This window comes from Pseudomonas sp. FG6, assembly GCF_057809015.1.
On record NZ_JBMDJD010000033.1, the window covers coordinates 20,250 to 37,258 of the forward strand.

Sequence of the window (17,009 nt, forward strand, 5' to 3'; positions counted from 1 at the left end):
TGCACCTATGATCGGTCGCCTGGTGGTGGTCGGCCTGGGGTTGATCGGTGGTTCGTTTGCCAAGGGCTTGCGCGAAAGCGGCCTGTGCCGTGAAGTGATTGGTGTCGACCTGGATCCGCAATCGCGCAAGCTGGCGGTCGAGCTGGGCGTGGTGGATCGCTGCGAGGATGATCTGGCGATCGCCTGCCAGGGCGCTGACGTGATCCAACTGGCGGTGCCGATTCTGGCCATGGAGAAGTTGCTGGCGCGCCTGGCGACCATGGACCTTGGGCGGGCGATTCTCACGGATGTCGGCAGCGCCAAGGGCAATGTCGTGCGCGCGGCCTGCGAGGCGTTCGGCGCGATGCCGGCGCGTTTCGTGCCGGGTCATCCGATTGCCGGCTCCGAGCAGAGTGGGGTGGAAGCGTCCAATGCCGAGCTGTTTCGTCGCCACAAAGTGATATTGACGCCGTTGGCCCAGACCGATCCTGCCGCGCTGGCGGTGGTGGATCGTCTGTGGCGCGAGCTGGGTGCCGACGTCGAGCACATGCAGGTCGAGCGTCACGATGAAGTCCTGGCCGCCACCAGTCATTTGCCGCACTTGCTGGCGTTCGGCCTGGTGGACTCATTGGCCAAACGCAATGAAAATCTTGAGATCTTCCGTTACGCTGCCGGCGGCTTCCGCGATTTCACGAGAATCGCCGGGAGCGACCCGGTCATGTGGCATGACATCTTTCTCGCCAACCGCGAGGCTGTCCTGCGCACACTCGATACATTTCGCAGCGACCTCGACGCCTTGCGTGACGCGGTCGATGCTGGGGACGGGCACCAATTGCTGGGCGTTTTCACACGCGCCAGGGTGGCCCGCGAGCATTTCAGTAAAATCCTGGCCCGTCGGGCCTATGTGGACGCTATGAACTCCAACGATCTGATTTTCCTGGCACAACCTGGTGGCTCCCTGAGCGGGCGTATTCGTGTACCGGGCGATAAATCGATTTCCCACCGTTCGATCATGCTCGGCTCCCTGGCCGAAGGCGTGACCGAGGTGGAAGGTTTCCTCGAGGGCGAAGACGCCCTGGCAACGCTGCAAGCGTTTCGCGACATGGGGGTGGTCATCGAAGGCCCGCACCATGGTCGCGTGACCATTCATGGTGTCGGCCTGCACGGCCTCAAGCCTGCCCCGGGCCCGATCTACCTGGGCAACTCCGGAACCTCGATGCGCCTGTTGTCCGGCCTGCTGGCCGCACAGGACTTCGACAGCACGCTGACCGGTGATGCCTCGTTGTCCAAGCGCCCGATGAATCGTGTCGCCAACCCGTTGCGGGAAATGGGCGCGGTCATTGAGACTGCGGCCGACGGTCGCCCACCCATGACCATTCGTGGTGGCAACAAGCTCAAAGGCCTGACCTACACCATGCCGATGGCCAGCGCCCAGGTGAAATCCTGCCTGCTGCTGGCCGGTCTCTACGCCGAAGGCAAGACCACCGTCACCGAGCCGGCCCCGACTCGTGATCACACCGAGCGCATGCTGCGTGGCTTTGGCTACCCGGTCACCGTCGATGACGCCACCGCGTCCGTTGAATCGGGCAACAAGCTGACCGCTACCCACATCGAAGTGCCGGGCGATATCTCTTCATCCGCGTTCTTCCTGGTCGCCGCCTCCATCGCCGAAGGTTCCGACCTCGTGCTGGAGCACGTGGGCATCAACCCGACCCGTACCGGCGTGATCGATATCCTGCGCTTGATGGGGGCTGACATCACCCTGGAAAACCAACGGGAAGTCGGTGGTGAGCCAGTGGCGGACCTGCACGTACGAGCAGCTAAACTCAAAGGTATCGAGATTCCGGAAGCGCTGGTTCCGCTGGCCATCGACGAATTCCCGGTGCTGTTCGTGGCTGCCGCGTGTGCAGAAGGTCGGACCGTGTTGACGGGCGCCGAAGAGCTGCGGGTCAAGGAGTCGGATCGTATCCAGGTCATGGCGGACGGCTTGCTGGCACTGGGTGTCAAATGCGAACCGACCCCGGACGGCATCATCATCGACGGCGGCCAGATCGGTGGCGGCGAAGTCCATGGGCACGGCGATCACCGTATCGCCATGGCCTTCAGTGTTGCATCGTTGCGCGCCAGCGCGCCGATTCGCATCCATGACTGCGCCAACGTCGCGACGTCGTTCCCGAACTTCCTGGCGCTGTGCGCGCAGGTCGGTATCCGAGTAGCGCAAGAGGTTCAGTCGTGAACATCAAGGCACCGGTCATCACCATCGATGGTCCGAGCGGCTCGGGCAAGGGCACCGTCGCCGGGATCCTGGCCCGACAGTTGGGCTGGAACCTGCTCGATTCGGGCGCCTTGTATCGTTTGCTGGCATTCGCCGCCAGCAATCACGGTGTCGACCTGACCAACGAGGAGTTGCTCAAGGCGCTGGCTGCGCATCTGGATGTACAGTTCATCGCCGCGACGGATGGTCAGTTGCAACGTATCGTCCTGGAGGGTGATGAAGTCAGTGATGTCATTCGCACCGAAAGCGTGGGTGCCGGCGCCTCTCAGGTCGCTGCGCTGCCCGCGGTGCGCGAGGCCTTGCTGCAGCGCCAACGTGCTTTCCTGGAAGCGCCGGGGCTGGTGGCTGATGGCCGTGACATGGGCACCGTGGTGTTTCCCGATGCGCCGCTGAAGATTTTTCTCACCGCCAGCGCGGAGGAACGGGCTCGTCGCCGTTATTTGCAGTTGAAGGGCAAAGGCGAGGATGTTAGTCTGTCGAGTCTGCTAGATGAGATTCGTGCACGCGATGAGCGTGATACCCAGCGCGCAGTAGCCCCGCTCAAGCCGGCGGCTGACGCGATACAGCTGGATTCCACGGAGTTGTCCATCGACCAGGTGTTGCAACGCATCATGAGCGAGATCGCCATTCGCGATATCGCCGGGTGACCCGGAAGCCTCGCAGGGGACCAGTCATAGTTCTGCGGTGCTTTCTTTATATGAAACTAACCCACACCGTCTGGGGTGTGGAGCCGGGCGTATTCTTCGCCCCCATCGACAGGAATTAAAATGAGCGAAAGCTTTGCGGAACTCTTTGAAGAAAGCCTGAAAACCCTGAACCTTCAGGCAGGCTCCATCATCACCGGTGTTATCGTTGATATCGATTACCAAGCTCGCTGGGTAACCGTTCACGCTGGCCTGAAGTCTGAAGCACTCATCCCGCTTGAGCAGTTCTACAACGACGCTGGCGAACTGAACATCAACGTCGGTGACGAAGTTCACGTTGCGCTGGACTCGGTTGAAGATGGCTTTGGTGAAACCAAGCTGTCCCGTGAAAAAGCCAAGCGCGCTGAATGCTGGATCGTTCTGGAAGCGGCTTTCGCAGCTGAGGAAGTGGTCAAGGGCGTTATCAACGGTAAGGTTAAAGGCGGCTTCACTGTCGACGTTAACGGCATCCGTGCGTTCCTGCCAGGTTCCCTGGTTGACGTCCGTCCAGTGCGCGACACCACGCACCTGGAAGGCAAAGAGCTGGAATTCAAGGTCATCAAGCTGGACCAGAAGCGCAACAACGTTGTCGTTTCCCGTCGCAGCGTCCTGGAAGCCGAGAACTCCGCCGAGCGTGAAGCTCTGCTGGAATCGCTGCAGGAAGGCCAGCAAGTCAAGGGTATCGTCAAGAACCTCACCGACTACGGCGCATTCGTGGATCTGGGCGGCGTCGACGGCCTGCTGCACATCACCGACATGGCTTGGAAGCGTATCAAGCATCCATCGGAAATCGTCAACGTTGGCGACGAGATCGATGTCAAGGTTCTGAAGTACGATCGCGAGCGCAATCGTGTTTCCCTGGGCCTGAAGCAACTGGGCGAAGATCCATGGGTTGCTATCAAAGCCCGTTACCCAGAAAGCACTCGCGTTACCGCTCGTGTAACCAACCTGACCGACTACGGCTGCTTCGCTGAGCTGGAAGAAGGCGTTGAAGGTCTGGTACACGTTTCGGAAATGGACTGGACCAACAAGAATATCCACCCTTCGAAAGTCGTACAAGTCGGCGACGAAGTGGAAGTCATGGTTCTGGACATCGACGAAGAGCGTCGTCGTATCTCCCTGGGTATCAAGCAGTGCAAGTCCAACCCATGGGAAGACTTCTCTGGCCAGTTCAACAAGGGTGACAAGATCTCCGGCACCATCAAGTCGATCACCGATTTCGGTATCTTCATTGGTCTGGACGGCGGCATCGACGGCCTGGTTCACCTGTCCGACATCTCCTGGAACGAAGTGGGCGAAGAAGCTGTGCGTCGCTTCAAGAAGGGCGACGAGCTGGACACCGTTATCCTGTCGGTTGACCCAGAGCGCGAGCGCATCTCCCTGGGTATCAAGCAGCTGGAAAGCGATCCGTTCTCCGAGTACGTTCAAGAGAACGACAAAGGCGCAATCGTTAAGGGCATCGTGAAAGAAGTTGACGCCAAAGGCGCCATCATCACCCTGGCCGACGATATCGAAGCGACTCTGAAAGCCTCCGAAATCAGCCGTGACCGCGTTGAAGACGCGCGCAACGTTCTGAAAGAAGGCGAAGAAGTAGAAGCCAAGATCATCAGCGTTGATCGTAAGAGCCGCGTAATCCAGCTCTCGATCAAGTCGAAAGACGTTGAAGACGAGAAAGAAGCCATCCAGAGCCTGCGCGACAAGCCAGTTGCTTCGGATGCTCCAGTAGCCACCACCCTGGGTGACCTGCTGCGTGCTGCACAAGCGGAAAAGCAGAACTAAGTTCTGATTTTCTGTAAGAAAGGGCGACTTCGGTCGCCCTTTTTTTTTGGCTTCTATTTATCGGATTATTTGGCGACACCGCGATCAGTCGGTGGTTTGCTTTGAAACCAATGTGTCAAAAATGCTGTCTCTTTATTAAGTATGTCGTCGGCTGTTCGAGGGCTACGCTTAGACCTGAAGTGGTTGTCGAGTCGAGCCTCTGGCTTGAAGGATTTGAATGAACAAAGTTTTCTTTTTGTTGGTCTTGCTGATGCTGTCCGGTTGTTCCACGAATGCCAAGACCCATGCTGTGCGCGGCGTCAGTGGTATTGAAATCGACTGCTCAGGATTGGGTTCCGGCTGGGAGAGGTGCTACAAGCGCGCTGCGAAGGAGTGTAAGGGAGTCGGCTATAAAGTGATTACCCGATCTGACGATGCAAAGGATGAGGACTCATACCCCTTTGGCTTCAATCCGGCAGGTTACGTGACTCGCACGATGCTGGTCATGTGTCGATAGGAAAAATTCTTGATCTGCACGAAGAAGGGGCAGGTAAGGCTCTGGCGGTGTATGTCAATACTCGGGCTGTTCAAATTCCTCCGGGCGTGCTAAAACCTTTGAAGCGATTTTCCTAGCTGCTTGAAAAAGAAGGGAAAAACATGACGAAGTCGGAGTTGATCGAGCGAATTGTCACCCATCAAGGGCTGCTCTCGTCCAAGGATGTGGAGCTGGCCATCAAGACTATGCTTGAACAAATGTCCCAGTGCCTGGCGACCGGGGATCGTATCGAGATTCGCGGTTTCGGCAGCTTTTCCCTGCACTACCGTGCTCCGCGGGTGGGGCGCAATCCAAAGACCGGCCAGTCGGTCAGCCTGGATGGGAAATTCGTGCCTCATTTCAAGCCGGGTAAGGAGCTCAGGGATCGTGTGAACGAGGAAGAGGGTGATGATCTTTAACCGGGAACCTATGAAGGAATATTCATGCGGAGCTTTAAACGTCTAGCGTTTGCAGTGGCTGCCTTACTCGTAGCCGCTGCTATTATTCTGTTCATGCTTGAAAATACTCAGCTTGTCGGGCTGTTATTCTTGGGATGGTCCGCTCCTCAGCTTCCGATTTCGGTTTTGGTGCTGTTGGCCCTTCTCGCTGGTATGATGCTCGGTCCCTTGCTCGCGTGGATTACGGGAGTGCGTCGGTTGTTGAAGTAAAAGGGGGAACCCAGCAGTCTCGGTAAGGATCACTGTCTGCAATTTCTGGCTTGGATAAGTTTTGTATATATTTGATTTAACTGTACTTTGAATTTTGTCCGGCGGAACCTTACCTTCTAACGCGTACTGTTTGTCTGCAAGCGCAGTTTTTAAAAAAGGAAGCGAGGCCGTATATGCAAAAAAAATCTGTTGAAGAGCAAGGTGCTGGAGAGCTCGATCTGATTGCGCTTACGCGTGGGTTGTGGATTCAAAAATGGTTGATACTAGGTGTTGCTATTTTTGTCACTGTGGGCGCAGGTATCTATGCGTTCCTCAGCAAGCCAGTCTATCAGGCCGAACTATTTATCATGCCTCCGACGCAGAATGGTATTGCTGAACTCAATTATGGTCGTGGGAGCAGTACGGAGCTGGATCTTTATTCTATTGAATATGTTTATGACGTATTCGTTCGTAATCTTCGGGGCGAGTCCCTCCGTCAAAAATTTTTCAATGATGTCTATCTTCCCTCGCTTGATGAGTCTGAGCGAAAGGGGGCGCTTGATCGTTTGTACGAGCATTTCTCTCGACAGTTGGTGGTTAAAGGGGGCGGGAAGGACGCTTCGGATCGTTTTTCGATTACGGTCCAGGGTAGTGATCCCGTTCGGGCGACGGAATGGGCGAAGGCCTATGTCCAGCGTGCCAGTGGTGAGGCTGAACTGGAGTTGATCAAGAATGTCACAACTGAAGCGTCCGTTAGAGCGCGTAATCTGGAGCAGCGGATTATCAGCTTGCGCGAGACCGCGCAGCGGGTACGCGAGGATCGAATTGAGCAGTTACGTGAAGCGTTGAAAATTGCTGAAACAATCGGATTGACTACCTCAGTAATAAACTCCTCGGCTGCGGTAGATATTACCGTAGACACCGGAAATAAAATGGACTATCAACGCGGCAGTAAAGCGTTAATGGCGGAGGTCAGTGCGCTGGAGAGTCGAACCTCTGATGATGCCTTTATACCGGATTTGCGTTCGCTTCAGATGAGTTATGGTTTCTACCGTAAGTTGAGTGTCAACCCTGATAGCATTTCTGTTTATCGGCAGGATGGGAATGTTGAAATTCCGGATAGTCCGATTAAACCAAGGCGAAGTATGATTTTGATATTGGGAGGCATAATGGGGCTTTTATTGGGCGTGTTTGTTGCCCTTGTTCGACTTGTCTCTATTGGTAGCTTGGCTAAGTAAAAGGCTTCTGGTTGGATGGAGTGGGTTGCTAAGGTGTATGTATTTTCGCTCATGCAGAGGAACGAGTATTGTGTTTTTTGGTGTTGACCTGATTATGGTGGTGTAAATTTTATAGTGGTAGTGGGTTTTATTGTTTTTTGGGTGGGTCGGCGTTTTTATTTTTGTGGATGTAGATGTGTTTGGTTCATTTTAATTGTCAAATGAAAATCATTTTTTTTGTGGAGTGTGGCCAGAAAACTCTGGCGGTGATGTACAAGTCTCAGCATAAATATTCCTGAAGTTCGATGAGCGCATCAGAAGAAATATATGGCCATGGCGGCTAGTGCTGAATTTAACGCTCAACTATTACTGAGGTGAAATGTGAAAAAAGTATTGGTGACGGGGGCTGACGGCTTTATCGGTTCTCACTTGGTTGAACTGCTGGTGAGAGAGGGGTATCAAGTCAAGGCTCTTTCGCTATATAACTCCTTTAATAGTTGGGGGTGGCTAGAGGATATTGAATGTAGAGATTCCATTGAGGTGATCAGTGGTGATGTCAGGGATCCGCATTTTTGTAAACATATTACAAAGGATGTTGATGTCATTTATCACTTGGCGGCGCTGATAGCTATTCCTTATTCCTATGTGGCCCCTGATAGCTATGTCGACACCAATGTCAAGGGTACGTTAAACATTTGTCAGGCTGCCTTGGAAAATAATGTTTCGCGCATTATCCATACCTCTACAAGTGAGGTTTATGGTACCGCCCAATATGTTCCTATCGATGAAAATCATCCTCTCCAGGCGCAATCTCCGTACAGCGCGTCGAAAATTGGTGCGGATGCCATGGCGATGAGTTTTTTCAACTCATTCAACTTGCCTCTTACCATAGCCCGACCATTCAACACATACGGCCCTCGCCAGTCGGCGCGCGCTGTCATCCCCACGATTATTACTCAAATTGCTAGCGGGATGAAGCAGATAAAGCTGGGAGATGTCTCGCCGACACGAGACTTTAATTATGTTCTAGATACGTGTCGTGGCTTTTTGATGTTGGCCAACTGCAGCGAGGCCGTTGGTCAGACGGTTAATATTGGTTCGAATTATGAGATTTCAGTAGGTGATACTCTGAATCTTATTAAGGACATCATGGGCAGTGACGTGGAGTTTCTTCTCGACGACCAGCGTTTGCGCCCAGAAAAGTCGGAAGTGTTTCGTCTGTGGTGCGACAATGCAAAAATCCAAGGCTTGACTGGTTTTAAGCCTGATTATTCGATTCGTCAGGGACTGGAGAAGACTGTCGAGTGGCTGGTGCGTCCCGAAAATCTTTCCAAGTACAAAGCCGACATCTACAACGTGTGAGGATGATATGTACGATTCTCTGATTCGGTCCATTCGTGAATACTTCGGGACGACGGAGTTTATTCCTTTGCACGCTCCTGTTTTTGCCGGCAAAGAGCGGGAATATGTCAACGCTACACTCGATTCTACCTTTGTCTCTAGTGTCGGTACCTTCGTCGATCAATTCGAGAGTTGTATGGCTGCCTTCACTGGCAGTGAGCGTGCCGTCGCAACGGTCAACGGCACGGCTGCTTTGCACATGGCTTTGCTACTCGCAGGCGTTCGGCCTGGTGATCTGGTAGTTACCCAGCCATTGACCTTTGTCGCAACCTGCAATGCTATCGCTTATTGCGGGGCCGAACCGGTTTTTGTGGATGTCGACTTGCACACTATGGGATTGTCTCCATATGCTCTGGAGAATTGGCTGTCGCAAAATGCCTACCGCGATACTGATGGCCAGTGTCGGGCCAAGAGCAATGATAAGGTCATAAAGGCATGTTTGCCCATGCACACATTTGGTCATCCTGTCGAGCTCGATGCGCTAGTTGAATGCTGCACCCGCTGGGGGTTGATGTTAGTCGAAGATGCTGCCGAATCCCTTGGTAGTCTCTATAAAGGACGTCATACGGGTACCTTCGGCGCATTGGGCACTTTGAGCTTTAATGGGAACAAGATCATCACGACCGGTGGGGGCGGCATGATCTTGACAGACGCTAAGATAGGTGCCAGGGCAAAGCATCTCACAACCACTGCCAAGCTTAGCCATGCCTATGAGTTTCGGCACGACGAAATCGGCTACAACTATAGGCTTCCTAATCTCAACGCCGCGCTCGGGTGTGCACAGCTTGAGCAGTTGGACCATTTTATTGAAATAAAGCGTCAATTGGCTGCGTTTTATGAGCGTGAGCTTGATGGCTCAGGATTGGTCTTCTTCAAAGAACCTCCAAAGTGTCGTTCGAATTACTGGCTCAATGCAGTCATTTGTGAAAATGCAGAGCAGCGTGATGAGCTGCTCAAGGCTACCAACGCGCGGAATGTGATGACCAGGCCTATCTGGGCGTTGATGAATAAGTTGCCAGCCTATGCAGCTTGTCTCAAAGGGGATCTGAGTAACGCTGAATGGCTCGAAGCTAGAGTCGTCAACCTGCCGAGCAGCGTTGTGCTGAGCTCAATTGTATGAAACGGCGGATCGCAGTGTTCACCGGCACACGGGCTGAATATGGTCTGTTGTATTGGTTGCTAAATGAGTTAAGAGCGTCCCCTTCGGTTGATTTGCAACTGATCGTCAGCGGCATGCACTTGTCACCTGAATTCGGTGATACGTGGAAAGCCATTGCTCAGGATGGTTTCGTCATAGACGCCAAGGTGGAAATGCTATTGTCCTCCGATAGCTCCGTGGGGGTTGTCAAATCCATGGGAGTCGGGCTGTTAGGGTTCGCCGACGCGCTTGAGCGGCTGAAGCCCGATTGCCTGGTGATTCTGGGCGATCGCTATGAGGCCTTGGCCATCGCCCAGTCTGCGATGATCATGAGAATTCCCATTGCGCATCTTCACGGGGGCGAGGTCACCGAAGGGGCTTATGACGACGCGATACGACATAGCATCACCAAAATGTCTTATCTGCATTTCGTTGCTACGGACGTCTATCGCAAGCGGGTGATCCAATTAGGCGAATCACCTGATCGGGTTTTCAACGTCGGCGCCATAGGTTTGGAGCATTTCAATCGCAGTCCTGTGATGAGCCTTGAGGCGTTGGGTAATAGCTTGGGGTTTGAACTCGATGCTCCCTTCTTGCTCGTCACGTACCACCCGGTCACGTTGGAGGGAGAGGAACCAGTGCAGTCGTTTACCTCACTTTTGGCTGCCCTTGACCGGTTTCCAAATCATCAGATAATCGTTACCTACCCCAATTCTGATAACGGTGGACGGGCGATAATACCGTTGATCGAGGCTTACGCCAGCAGGTATCCCAAACGAGTAAAAGCCATTGCATCATTGGGTTTCCGGCGGTACCACAGTGCGTTGAAGCATGCGCAGGTTGTGATTGGTAACTCATCGAGCGGTATCATTGAAGCTCCCGGCGTGGGGGTGCCTTCAGTTGATATTGGGATTCGCCAGCGAGGGCGCCTGGCTGCTGAGTCGGTGCTTCATTGTCCGGCTGACGTTCTGGCGATCGAAGAGACGATCACCAAAGCATTATCCATCCCATTCCAAGAGCTCAGTCGTAATGTTGTCAATCCCTATGGTGATGGACGCACTGTAGAGCGTATCGTCGAAGTGTTGACGACCTATGCTATGCAGCCAACGAAACCCTTCTTCGATGCATGATGCATAAGGTAGGAAAATGAAGAACCAGAAGGTTTATTTCATCGCAGAAGCCGGTGTCAATCACAATGGGGAGCGCGATCTCGCGTTCCGTCTGATCGATGCCGCTGCTGCAGCTGGCGCTGACGCAGTTAAGTTTCAAACATTCAGCGCAGATGTTCTCGCTTCACAATTTGCACCAAAGGCAAATTATCAGAAGGTTACGACATCAGATTCGGAAAGCCAGCTAGAGATGCTGCGCAAGCTGGAATTGCCCCGACAATGGCACGAAGAACTTCAAGCCCACGCTCGTGCTCGGGGTATCGAATTTTTGTCTACTGCTTTCGATATCTCCAGTCTGGAATTTCTGATTGGGCTGGATATGCCGATTTACAAGATTCCATCGGGGGAGATCACCAATGGTCCCCTGCTCTGGCGCTTCGCGCGAACCTTAAAGCCTCTGATCGTTTCGACTGGTATGGCAACTCTGAGTGAGGTAGAGCAAGCCCTGGCGATCATTGCGCATGCTCGGCTGAATGAAGAAGAGCCACGTCACATGGACGAGGTTTGGAAGTGCTGGGCACAAACAGACGCTCGTGAAACCCTGCAAGGTTGGGTGACTTTGCTTCACTGTACGTCGCAGTATCCAACGCCCATGCATGAAGTCAATCTGCGAGCCATGGATACACTGGCTTCGACTTTCTCTCTCCCGGTTGGCTATTCGGATCATACGGCAGGGGGGCTAATCTCCGCGGCAGCCGTTGCCCGCGGGGCTTGTGTGATAGAAAAGCATTTTACCCTCGATCGTGCGCTGCCGGGACCGGATCATGCAGCTTCATTGGAGCCCGATGAACTCGGACGCCTGATCTCAGACATCCGAGATCTGGAAATTGCTCTTGGCGATTCTTTCAAGATACCGCAACCGAGCGAATGGGACACTCGATTGGCTGCAAGGCAACAGATCATCGCGGCGAGATCAATCCAAAAGGGCAGCATCATCGAATCCGATCAGTTGAGCACTGCTCGCTGCGGTTCAGGATTGACGCCTACTCATATATGGAATCTGGTAGGGCAGGTCTCTCTACGCGATTACGCGGCCGGGGAAGTTATTCAGTGATGTCTCCCCCCCATATAATCATCGGCGCGGGCGGCCACGCCAAGGTATTGCTTGCCTTGGCGAGATCTTTGGGGCTCCAGGTCGAGGGTGTGTGCGCGCCGGAGCTCGCTGACTTACGCGGAAGCTGTTGGCGGGGGGTTACCGTGCTAGGTGGTGATGACGCGCTTGAAAAGCTCGACTCTGAGCAAGTGCTGTTGATTCATGGAGTCGGTCAGTTGCCACGTAGCTGTCTAAGGCAGCGTATACATGAACGATTGAAATCCAAGGGATTTCGGTTCGCCACTCTGGTCCATCCCTACTCTTGGGTCGACGAAACGGTTGTGCTGGGGGAAGGGGCTCAGGTCATGGCGGGTGCCATCGTCCAGCCTGATGTGTTATTGGGGGCGGGTACAATCATCAATACGAGAGCAAGCATTGACCACGACTGTCGAATCGGTGCGCATGTGCATGTTGGGCCTGGCGCCGTTGTGTGTGGGAGTGTTGATGTCCAGGAAGGGGCGTTCATCGCTACGGGTTCTACTCTTTTGCCTGGGCTTACAATAGCGCGTGGTGCAATCGTTGGCGCAGGGGTGACATTGATACGTGACTTGGCGGAGCAGCAATGTGCGATCGGTCCGAGCGCAAGACTTAGATGATTCAACTAACATGATGAGTAAGGAATGACGATGAGACCTTGGGAGTTGACCCTGACTGGGCCTCTGACGACGCTTGAAGACGCCATAGCCATACTGGACCGTGTGGCTCTGCGTATAGTCCTGGTCATCGATGATCAGAATCGTTTGCTGGGTACGCTAACCGATGGGGACGTCCGCCGTGCCTTACTAAAGCGTCATACCCTTAGCGAGCCGGTGAAAGACGTCATGTGCAGTACACCGCGGACGGCAAAGCGAGGTTGGAGCAAGGACCGTGTCTTGTCTGTGATGGAGAAGTACCAGCTTTTGCAGCTGCCGGTTCTTGACGATGAGGGCGCTGTGGTAGGTCTCGAGACGCTGCATGACCTAGTCAATCCCCCGAGGCAGGATAATCCTGTGTTTCTCATGGCTGGCGGTTTCGGTACCCGCTTGAGGCCCTTAACTCATAATTGCCCCAAACCCTTGCTCAAAGTAGGCGAAAAGCCGATTCTTGAGTTGATTCTGGAAAGCTTCATCAAGTCTGGCTTCCATAATTTCTACATCTCGACGCACTATATGCCGGAAATGATCCAGGCTCATTTTGGTGACGGGAGTCAGTGGGGAGTAACGATTCATTACATCTATGAGCATGACCCGCTTGGAACGGGCGGTGCACTAGGTCTCCTCCCTCACGATGAGATAAATCTACCATTGATTGTGATGAACGGTGATCTGCTGACCACTCTCGATTTTCGGAGCCTTCTTGACTTTCATGATGAGAAGGGGGGGGTTGCCACCATGTGTGTCCGTGAGCATGAGTATTGCGTTCCGTATGGCGTTGTTCAAAGTGATGGACACAAGGTTCGTGCAATGGTGGAAAAACCGGTGCAGAAGTTTTTCATTAATGCCGGAATCTATGTTCTAGCGCCGGAACTAGTAAAATGTGTGCCTTATGCCACGCGGATTGATATGCCGACGTTGCTGGAAAACCAGATTGTGCAAGGTAATGATATCAATATGTTTCCTCTGCACGAGTACTGGTTGGATATTGGGCGCATGGAAGACTTCCAGAAAGCTCAACAAGAGTTCGGGCACCTATGAGCGCCCGAGGCTGTTGTCTTGTTATCGGCAGTGGAAGCATTGCCAAGCGTCATCTACGAAACTTGCGAAAGGTGTTACCCCAGTTTTCGGTGCACTGCGTTTCAGCGTCCGGGCGGCCCCTGAGGCCCGGCGAGATGACAGCCGATATAGTTCATTTAAGTTTGGATGAAGCCATTGCTTCCAAGCCGATTTTCGCAATCGTAGCTTCCCCGGCTCCTTGGCATTTTTCGCACGCAATTCAGTTGATGGCTGCTGGCATTCCCGTGCTGATCGAAAAGCCTCTGGTTGCTACGGTGGAGGACGCCGTAAAGATAGCCGAAGAGGCCGAGCGGCTTAATGCGTGCGTCGATGTCGGCTATAATTTGCGGTTCTTGCCTTCTGCGCGCTGTATGAAGGATCTGATCCAGCAAGGGGGGGTAGGCCGCATCCACTCCATTCATGTCGATGTCGGACAGTATTTGCCGGACTGGCGGCCCATGGCAGATTTCAGGCAAAACGTTTCTGCTCAGAGGTTCTTGGGTGGAGGGGTATTACTGGAATTGAGCCATGAACTCGACTATCTCTGCTGGTTATTTGGACCTGTCGATTCGCTTTACTGCAAGGTCAGGAACACCGGAACGCTTGGAATTGATGTCGAAGACTGCGTGGATGCATTGTTTACCTTCCCTGCGGGTGTAGTCGCCACGTTGCATATGGATTTTTTACAGCGTGCCCCCATGCGCTCCTGCAAAATCATTGGAGCAGAAGGCACCCTCATATGGGACCTAAATAGTAATCACGTCGACTTCCATGGGCCTGCTGGCACTGTTCGAAGGTTGTACGAGGATTATGATTACGATCGCAATGACATGTATGTGGCAGAGCTTCGACACTTTGTCGACGTGATCGAGCATGGCGTTTCGGTCAATGTGTCCTTGCAAGAGGCAACACAGACCTTGCGGTTGATTGAGGCAATGCGCCAGTCCTCCGATCAAGGGCTGCCTGTGAATATGAAGAAGGTCTAGCATGCGAATTGCAGCATTCATTTTTGCCCGTGGGAACTCCAAGGGCCTTCCAGGCAAAAATATCCGTCTGTTGGGTGGGATTCCGCTAATCGGTCATAGCATCAAGCTGGCAGCTAGCATGCCGGCTATTGATCGCGTGTTCGTCTCGACGGATTCGGAAGAAATAGCCAATGTGGGCCGGCAATATGGTGCGGAGATAATCGAGCGCCCCGCGGATCTGGCCACTGATACGGCTGCCGAGTGGCATGCTTGGCAGCATGCTATCGCCTATTTGGCCAAGCGTAATTATTATTTTGACGTATTCGTTAGTTTGCCAGCCACTAGCCCTTTGCGAGCAGAAGAGGATGTCCAGGGTTGCTTGAATTTGTTGACTGAGGATGTGGATGCGGTTATCACAGTAACGCCAGCCTCTCGAAGTCCGTTTTTTAACATGGTTGTCATTGACGAGGCGGGCTACTGTAATGTTGTCAATTCGACCGGCAGAATCACCCGGCGTCAGGATGCCCCCGTTGTATATGACATTACGACCGTCGCGTACGTAACTACTCCGAGCTTTATAGAGAATCATGATCGTTTGTTTGCTGGTCGGGTGAAATCGTGGGTAGTGCCGAAGCATCGAGCTGTCGACATTGATGATCTGTATGACTTCAAAGTGGCCGAAGCCTTCTATTCGATACGGAATGAGTAATATGTTTGCAGGCAAAAAGTTTCTGATTGCAGGTGCGGCAGGTTTATTGGGCAGGCAATTAGTAAGTTATTTGGTGGCGCAACGTGCTCAGGTGCTGGCCATTGATATTGATATCGAGAAACTACAGAACTTATACGCAGCCGAAATAGCTGTAGAAGTCGACGTCCTCGATCTGAACGATGAGCAGGCGGTAATCCGTTTCTTTGGGGAGAGGAACGATCTCGACGGAGCCGTGAACTGTTCCTATCCGCGCAATAGTAAGTATGGCGCGCATTTTTACGATGTAGAGCTTTCGAGCTTTAATGAGAACGTTTCGTTGCATTTGGGCGCATCCTTTCTCTTTATGCAACAAGCAGCCGCCTATTTTAAGCGTGTGCAAACACCTTTTTCGCTGGTCAACATCGCATCCATCTACGGCGTTGTAGCTCCACGTTTTGATGTGTATGAAGGGCTCAAGATGACGATGCCTGTTGAATATGCGGCTATCAAATCCGCTCTGATTCATCTGAGCAAATATGTAGTCCGTTACGTTGGTCATAGTGATTTCCGTTGCAATGTCGTCAGTCCGGGAGGGCTATTCGACCACCAGCCTGAACCTTTCCTGGATCGTTATCAGCACCATACTCTGGGCAAAGGGATGCTTGATGTAGAAGACGTTCTTGGCTCTATCGCCTTCCTGTTAAGTGAGCAATCACGGTATGTGAACGGTCAGAATTTAGTAGTAGACGACGGGTTTTCATTATGAGCCAGGCCAAGCAGCTGAAATTGAATTATCTCTTGGTCGGCGCCGGACAATTGGGCACCCGACATTTACAAGCATTGGTTGGCCATGCAGGACAGGCTACGGCTATTCAAATTGTCGACCCAGTCGAGGCTTCTTTGGACATGGCGCGTGAGCGTGCCGAAGAAGTTGTGAGCAAAGAAGATGGGTATGTCGAGCTGTGTTATTCGAGTAAGTTAGAGGACGGATGTTCAAACATCGATTTTTCAGTAGTCGCCACTAACGCCAACTGCCGACTCCATGTCATCGACCAATTGCTGGCAAACTCTAGTGTCAGGTATCTCTTGCTCGAGAAGGTTCTATTTCAGTCGGTCGATCAGTTGGAGCAAGCACAGCGTTTAATTGGGCAAGCAGGTACGACCGCCTACGTCAACTGTCCACGTCGTATGTTTCCAATCTACCAAGAACTACGGGAACAACTTAAGGATGCCAAGAAGCTCTTACTCACAGTTGACGGCGATGATTGGGGGCTAGCCTGTAACGCGATCCATTTTATTGACCTGTGGGCCTATCTGACCGGATGCACGGACTACGAAATTGATGTCTCGGCCCTAGATACCACTATTCTCAATAGTAAACGTGCGGGGTATAAGGAGGTCACTGGGACCTTGCTTGGATATGCTGCAGGTCATGCCTTTCGTTTAAGTTCGCGGGCGTTCGATGCTGTCGATAAAAAACCTTTGACGATACGGATCGAAACCGAAAAATTAACAATTGATATTTATGAGTCCAGAGGGATCTGTCGAATAGTAGATTTGACAGGGCATTCTGAGCAAGAACATGTTTTTTCGACTCCCTTTCAGAGCCAGCTCACACATCTTGTGGCAAACTCATTGTTAACGTATGGGGAGTGTGAGTTAACTCCGTTCAACGAATCTGCCGAATTGCACAAGCCGTTACTTAAAGCTTTGTTGGCGTTTTTCAATGAGTACGACAATGTCGTACGCGATCACTGTCCGATAACTTGA

17 protein-coding genes are annotated in these 17,009 nt (G+C 52.8%); all 17 read left to right on the forward strand.

The window, feature by feature from the left end:
- The first annotated feature begins 7 nt into the window (after window positions 1-7).
- The 17 genes from ACODSJ_RS19650 to ACODSJ_RS19730 all read left to right on the forward strand — a co-directional run bounded on the left by ACODSJ_RS19650 (window position 8) and on the right by ACODSJ_RS19730 (window position 17,009).
- Window positions 8-2,215, forward strand: coding sequence for a bifunctional prephenate dehydrogenase/3-phosphoshikimate 1-carboxyvinyltransferase (locus tag ACODSJ_RS19650; protein ID WP_489103336.1), 2,208 nt, complete (start codon window positions 8-10; stop codon window positions 2,213-2,215).
- The gene (cmk, locus tag ACODSJ_RS19655; protein ID WP_489103306.1) at window positions 2,212-2,901 is read left to right on the forward strand and encodes a (d)CMP kinase; all 690 of its coding nucleotides are present in this window, start codon (window positions 2,212-2,214) and stop codon (window positions 2,899-2,901) included. Before ACODSJ_RS19650 ends, cmk begins: the two co-directional genes overlap by 4 nt.
- A 120-nt stretch (window positions 2,902-3,021) precedes the next feature.
- The gene (gene rpsA / locus ACODSJ_RS19660) at window positions 3,022-4,716 is read left to right on the forward strand and encodes a 30S ribosomal protein S1 (protein WP_024778729.1); all 1,695 of its coding nucleotides are present in this window, start codon (window positions 3,022-3,024) and stop codon (window positions 4,714-4,716) included.
- Between the two features lie 217 nt (window positions 4,717-4,933).
- Entirely contained in the window at window positions 4,934-5,212 is a 279-nt protein-coding gene (locus ACODSJ_RS19665) for a hypothetical protein (protein ID WP_489103307.1), read from the forward strand.
- A gap of 140 nt (window positions 5,213-5,352) precedes the next feature.
- Window positions 5,353-5,649, forward strand: coding sequence for an integration host factor subunit beta (gene ihfB / locus ACODSJ_RS19670; RefSeq protein ID WP_047226313.1), 297 nt, complete (start codon window positions 5,353-5,355; stop codon window positions 5,647-5,649).
- A 24-nt stretch (window positions 5,650-5,673) separates the two neighbouring features.
- Window positions 5,674-5,898, forward strand: coding sequence for a lipopolysaccharide assembly protein LapA domain-containing protein (locus ACODSJ_RS19675; protein ID WP_489103308.1), 225 nt, complete (start codon window positions 5,674-5,676; stop codon window positions 5,896-5,898).
- Window positions 5,899-6,071: 173 nt separating this feature from the next.
- Window positions 6,072-7,115: an LPS O-antigen chain length determinant protein WzzB gene (locus ACODSJ_RS19680; RefSeq protein WP_489103309.1), complete on the forward strand. Its 1,044-nt coding sequence runs from the start codon at window positions 6,072-6,074 to the stop codon at window positions 7,113-7,115.
- Between the two features lie 360 nt (window positions 7,116-7,475).
- Window positions 7,476-8,456 (forward strand): NAD-dependent 4,6-dehydratase LegB, encoded by a 981-nt coding sequence (locus ACODSJ_RS19685; RefSeq protein ID WP_489103310.1) that lies wholly within the window; start codon window positions 7,476-7,478, stop codon window positions 8,454-8,456.
- Between the two features lie 7 nt (window positions 8,457-8,463).
- Window positions 8,464-9,615 (forward strand): LegC family aminotransferase, encoded by a 1,152-nt coding sequence (locus ACODSJ_RS19690; protein ID WP_489103311.1) that lies wholly within the window; start codon window positions 8,464-8,466, stop codon window positions 9,613-9,615.
- Complete coding sequence (gene neuC, locus ACODSJ_RS19695) at window positions 9,612-10,763, forward strand: UDP-N-acetylglucosamine 2-epimerase (RefSeq protein ID WP_489103312.1); 1,152 nt, start codon at window positions 9,612-9,614, stop codon at window positions 10,761-10,763. The genes ACODSJ_RS19690 and neuC overlap by 4 nt, the downstream gene beginning before the upstream one ends.
- A gap of 16 nt (window positions 10,764-10,779) precedes the next feature.
- Window positions 10,780-11,856 (forward strand): N-acetylneuraminate synthase, encoded by a 1,077-nt coding sequence (gene neuB, locus ACODSJ_RS19700; protein WP_489103313.1) that lies wholly within the window; start codon window positions 10,780-10,782, stop codon window positions 11,854-11,856.
- Window positions 11,856-12,491: an acetyltransferase gene (locus ACODSJ_RS19705; protein ID WP_489103314.1), complete on the forward strand. Its 636-nt coding sequence runs from the start codon at window positions 11,856-11,858 to the stop codon at window positions 12,489-12,491. The genes neuB and ACODSJ_RS19705 overlap by 1 nt, the downstream gene beginning before the upstream one ends.
- Window positions 12,492-12,515: 24 nt before the next feature.
- Entirely contained in the window at window positions 12,516-13,568 is a 1,053-nt protein-coding gene (locus tag ACODSJ_RS19710) for a nucleotidyltransferase family protein (protein WP_489103315.1), read from the forward strand.
- Window positions 13,565-14,572 (forward strand): Gfo/Idh/MocA family protein, encoded by a 1,008-nt coding sequence (locus tag ACODSJ_RS19715; protein ID WP_489103316.1) that lies wholly within the window; start codon window positions 13,565-13,567, stop codon window positions 14,570-14,572. Before ACODSJ_RS19710 ends, ACODSJ_RS19715 begins: the two co-directional genes overlap by 4 nt.
- A gap of 1 nt (window position 14,573) precedes the next feature.
- Window positions 14,574-15,260 (forward strand): acylneuraminate cytidylyltransferase family protein, encoded by a 687-nt coding sequence (locus tag ACODSJ_RS19720; RefSeq protein ID WP_489103317.1) that lies wholly within the window; start codon window positions 14,574-14,576, stop codon window positions 15,258-15,260.
- Window position 15,261: 1 nt separating this feature from the next.
- Window positions 15,262-16,005, forward strand: coding sequence for an oxidoreductase (locus ACODSJ_RS19725; RefSeq protein WP_489103318.1), 744 nt, complete (start codon window positions 15,262-15,264; stop codon window positions 16,003-16,005).
- Window positions 16,002-17,009: a Gfo/Idh/MocA family oxidoreductase gene (locus tag ACODSJ_RS19730; protein ID WP_489103319.1), complete on the forward strand. Its 1,008-nt coding sequence runs from the start codon at window positions 16,002-16,004 to the stop codon at window positions 17,007-17,009. Before ACODSJ_RS19725 ends, ACODSJ_RS19730 begins: the two co-directional genes overlap by 4 nt.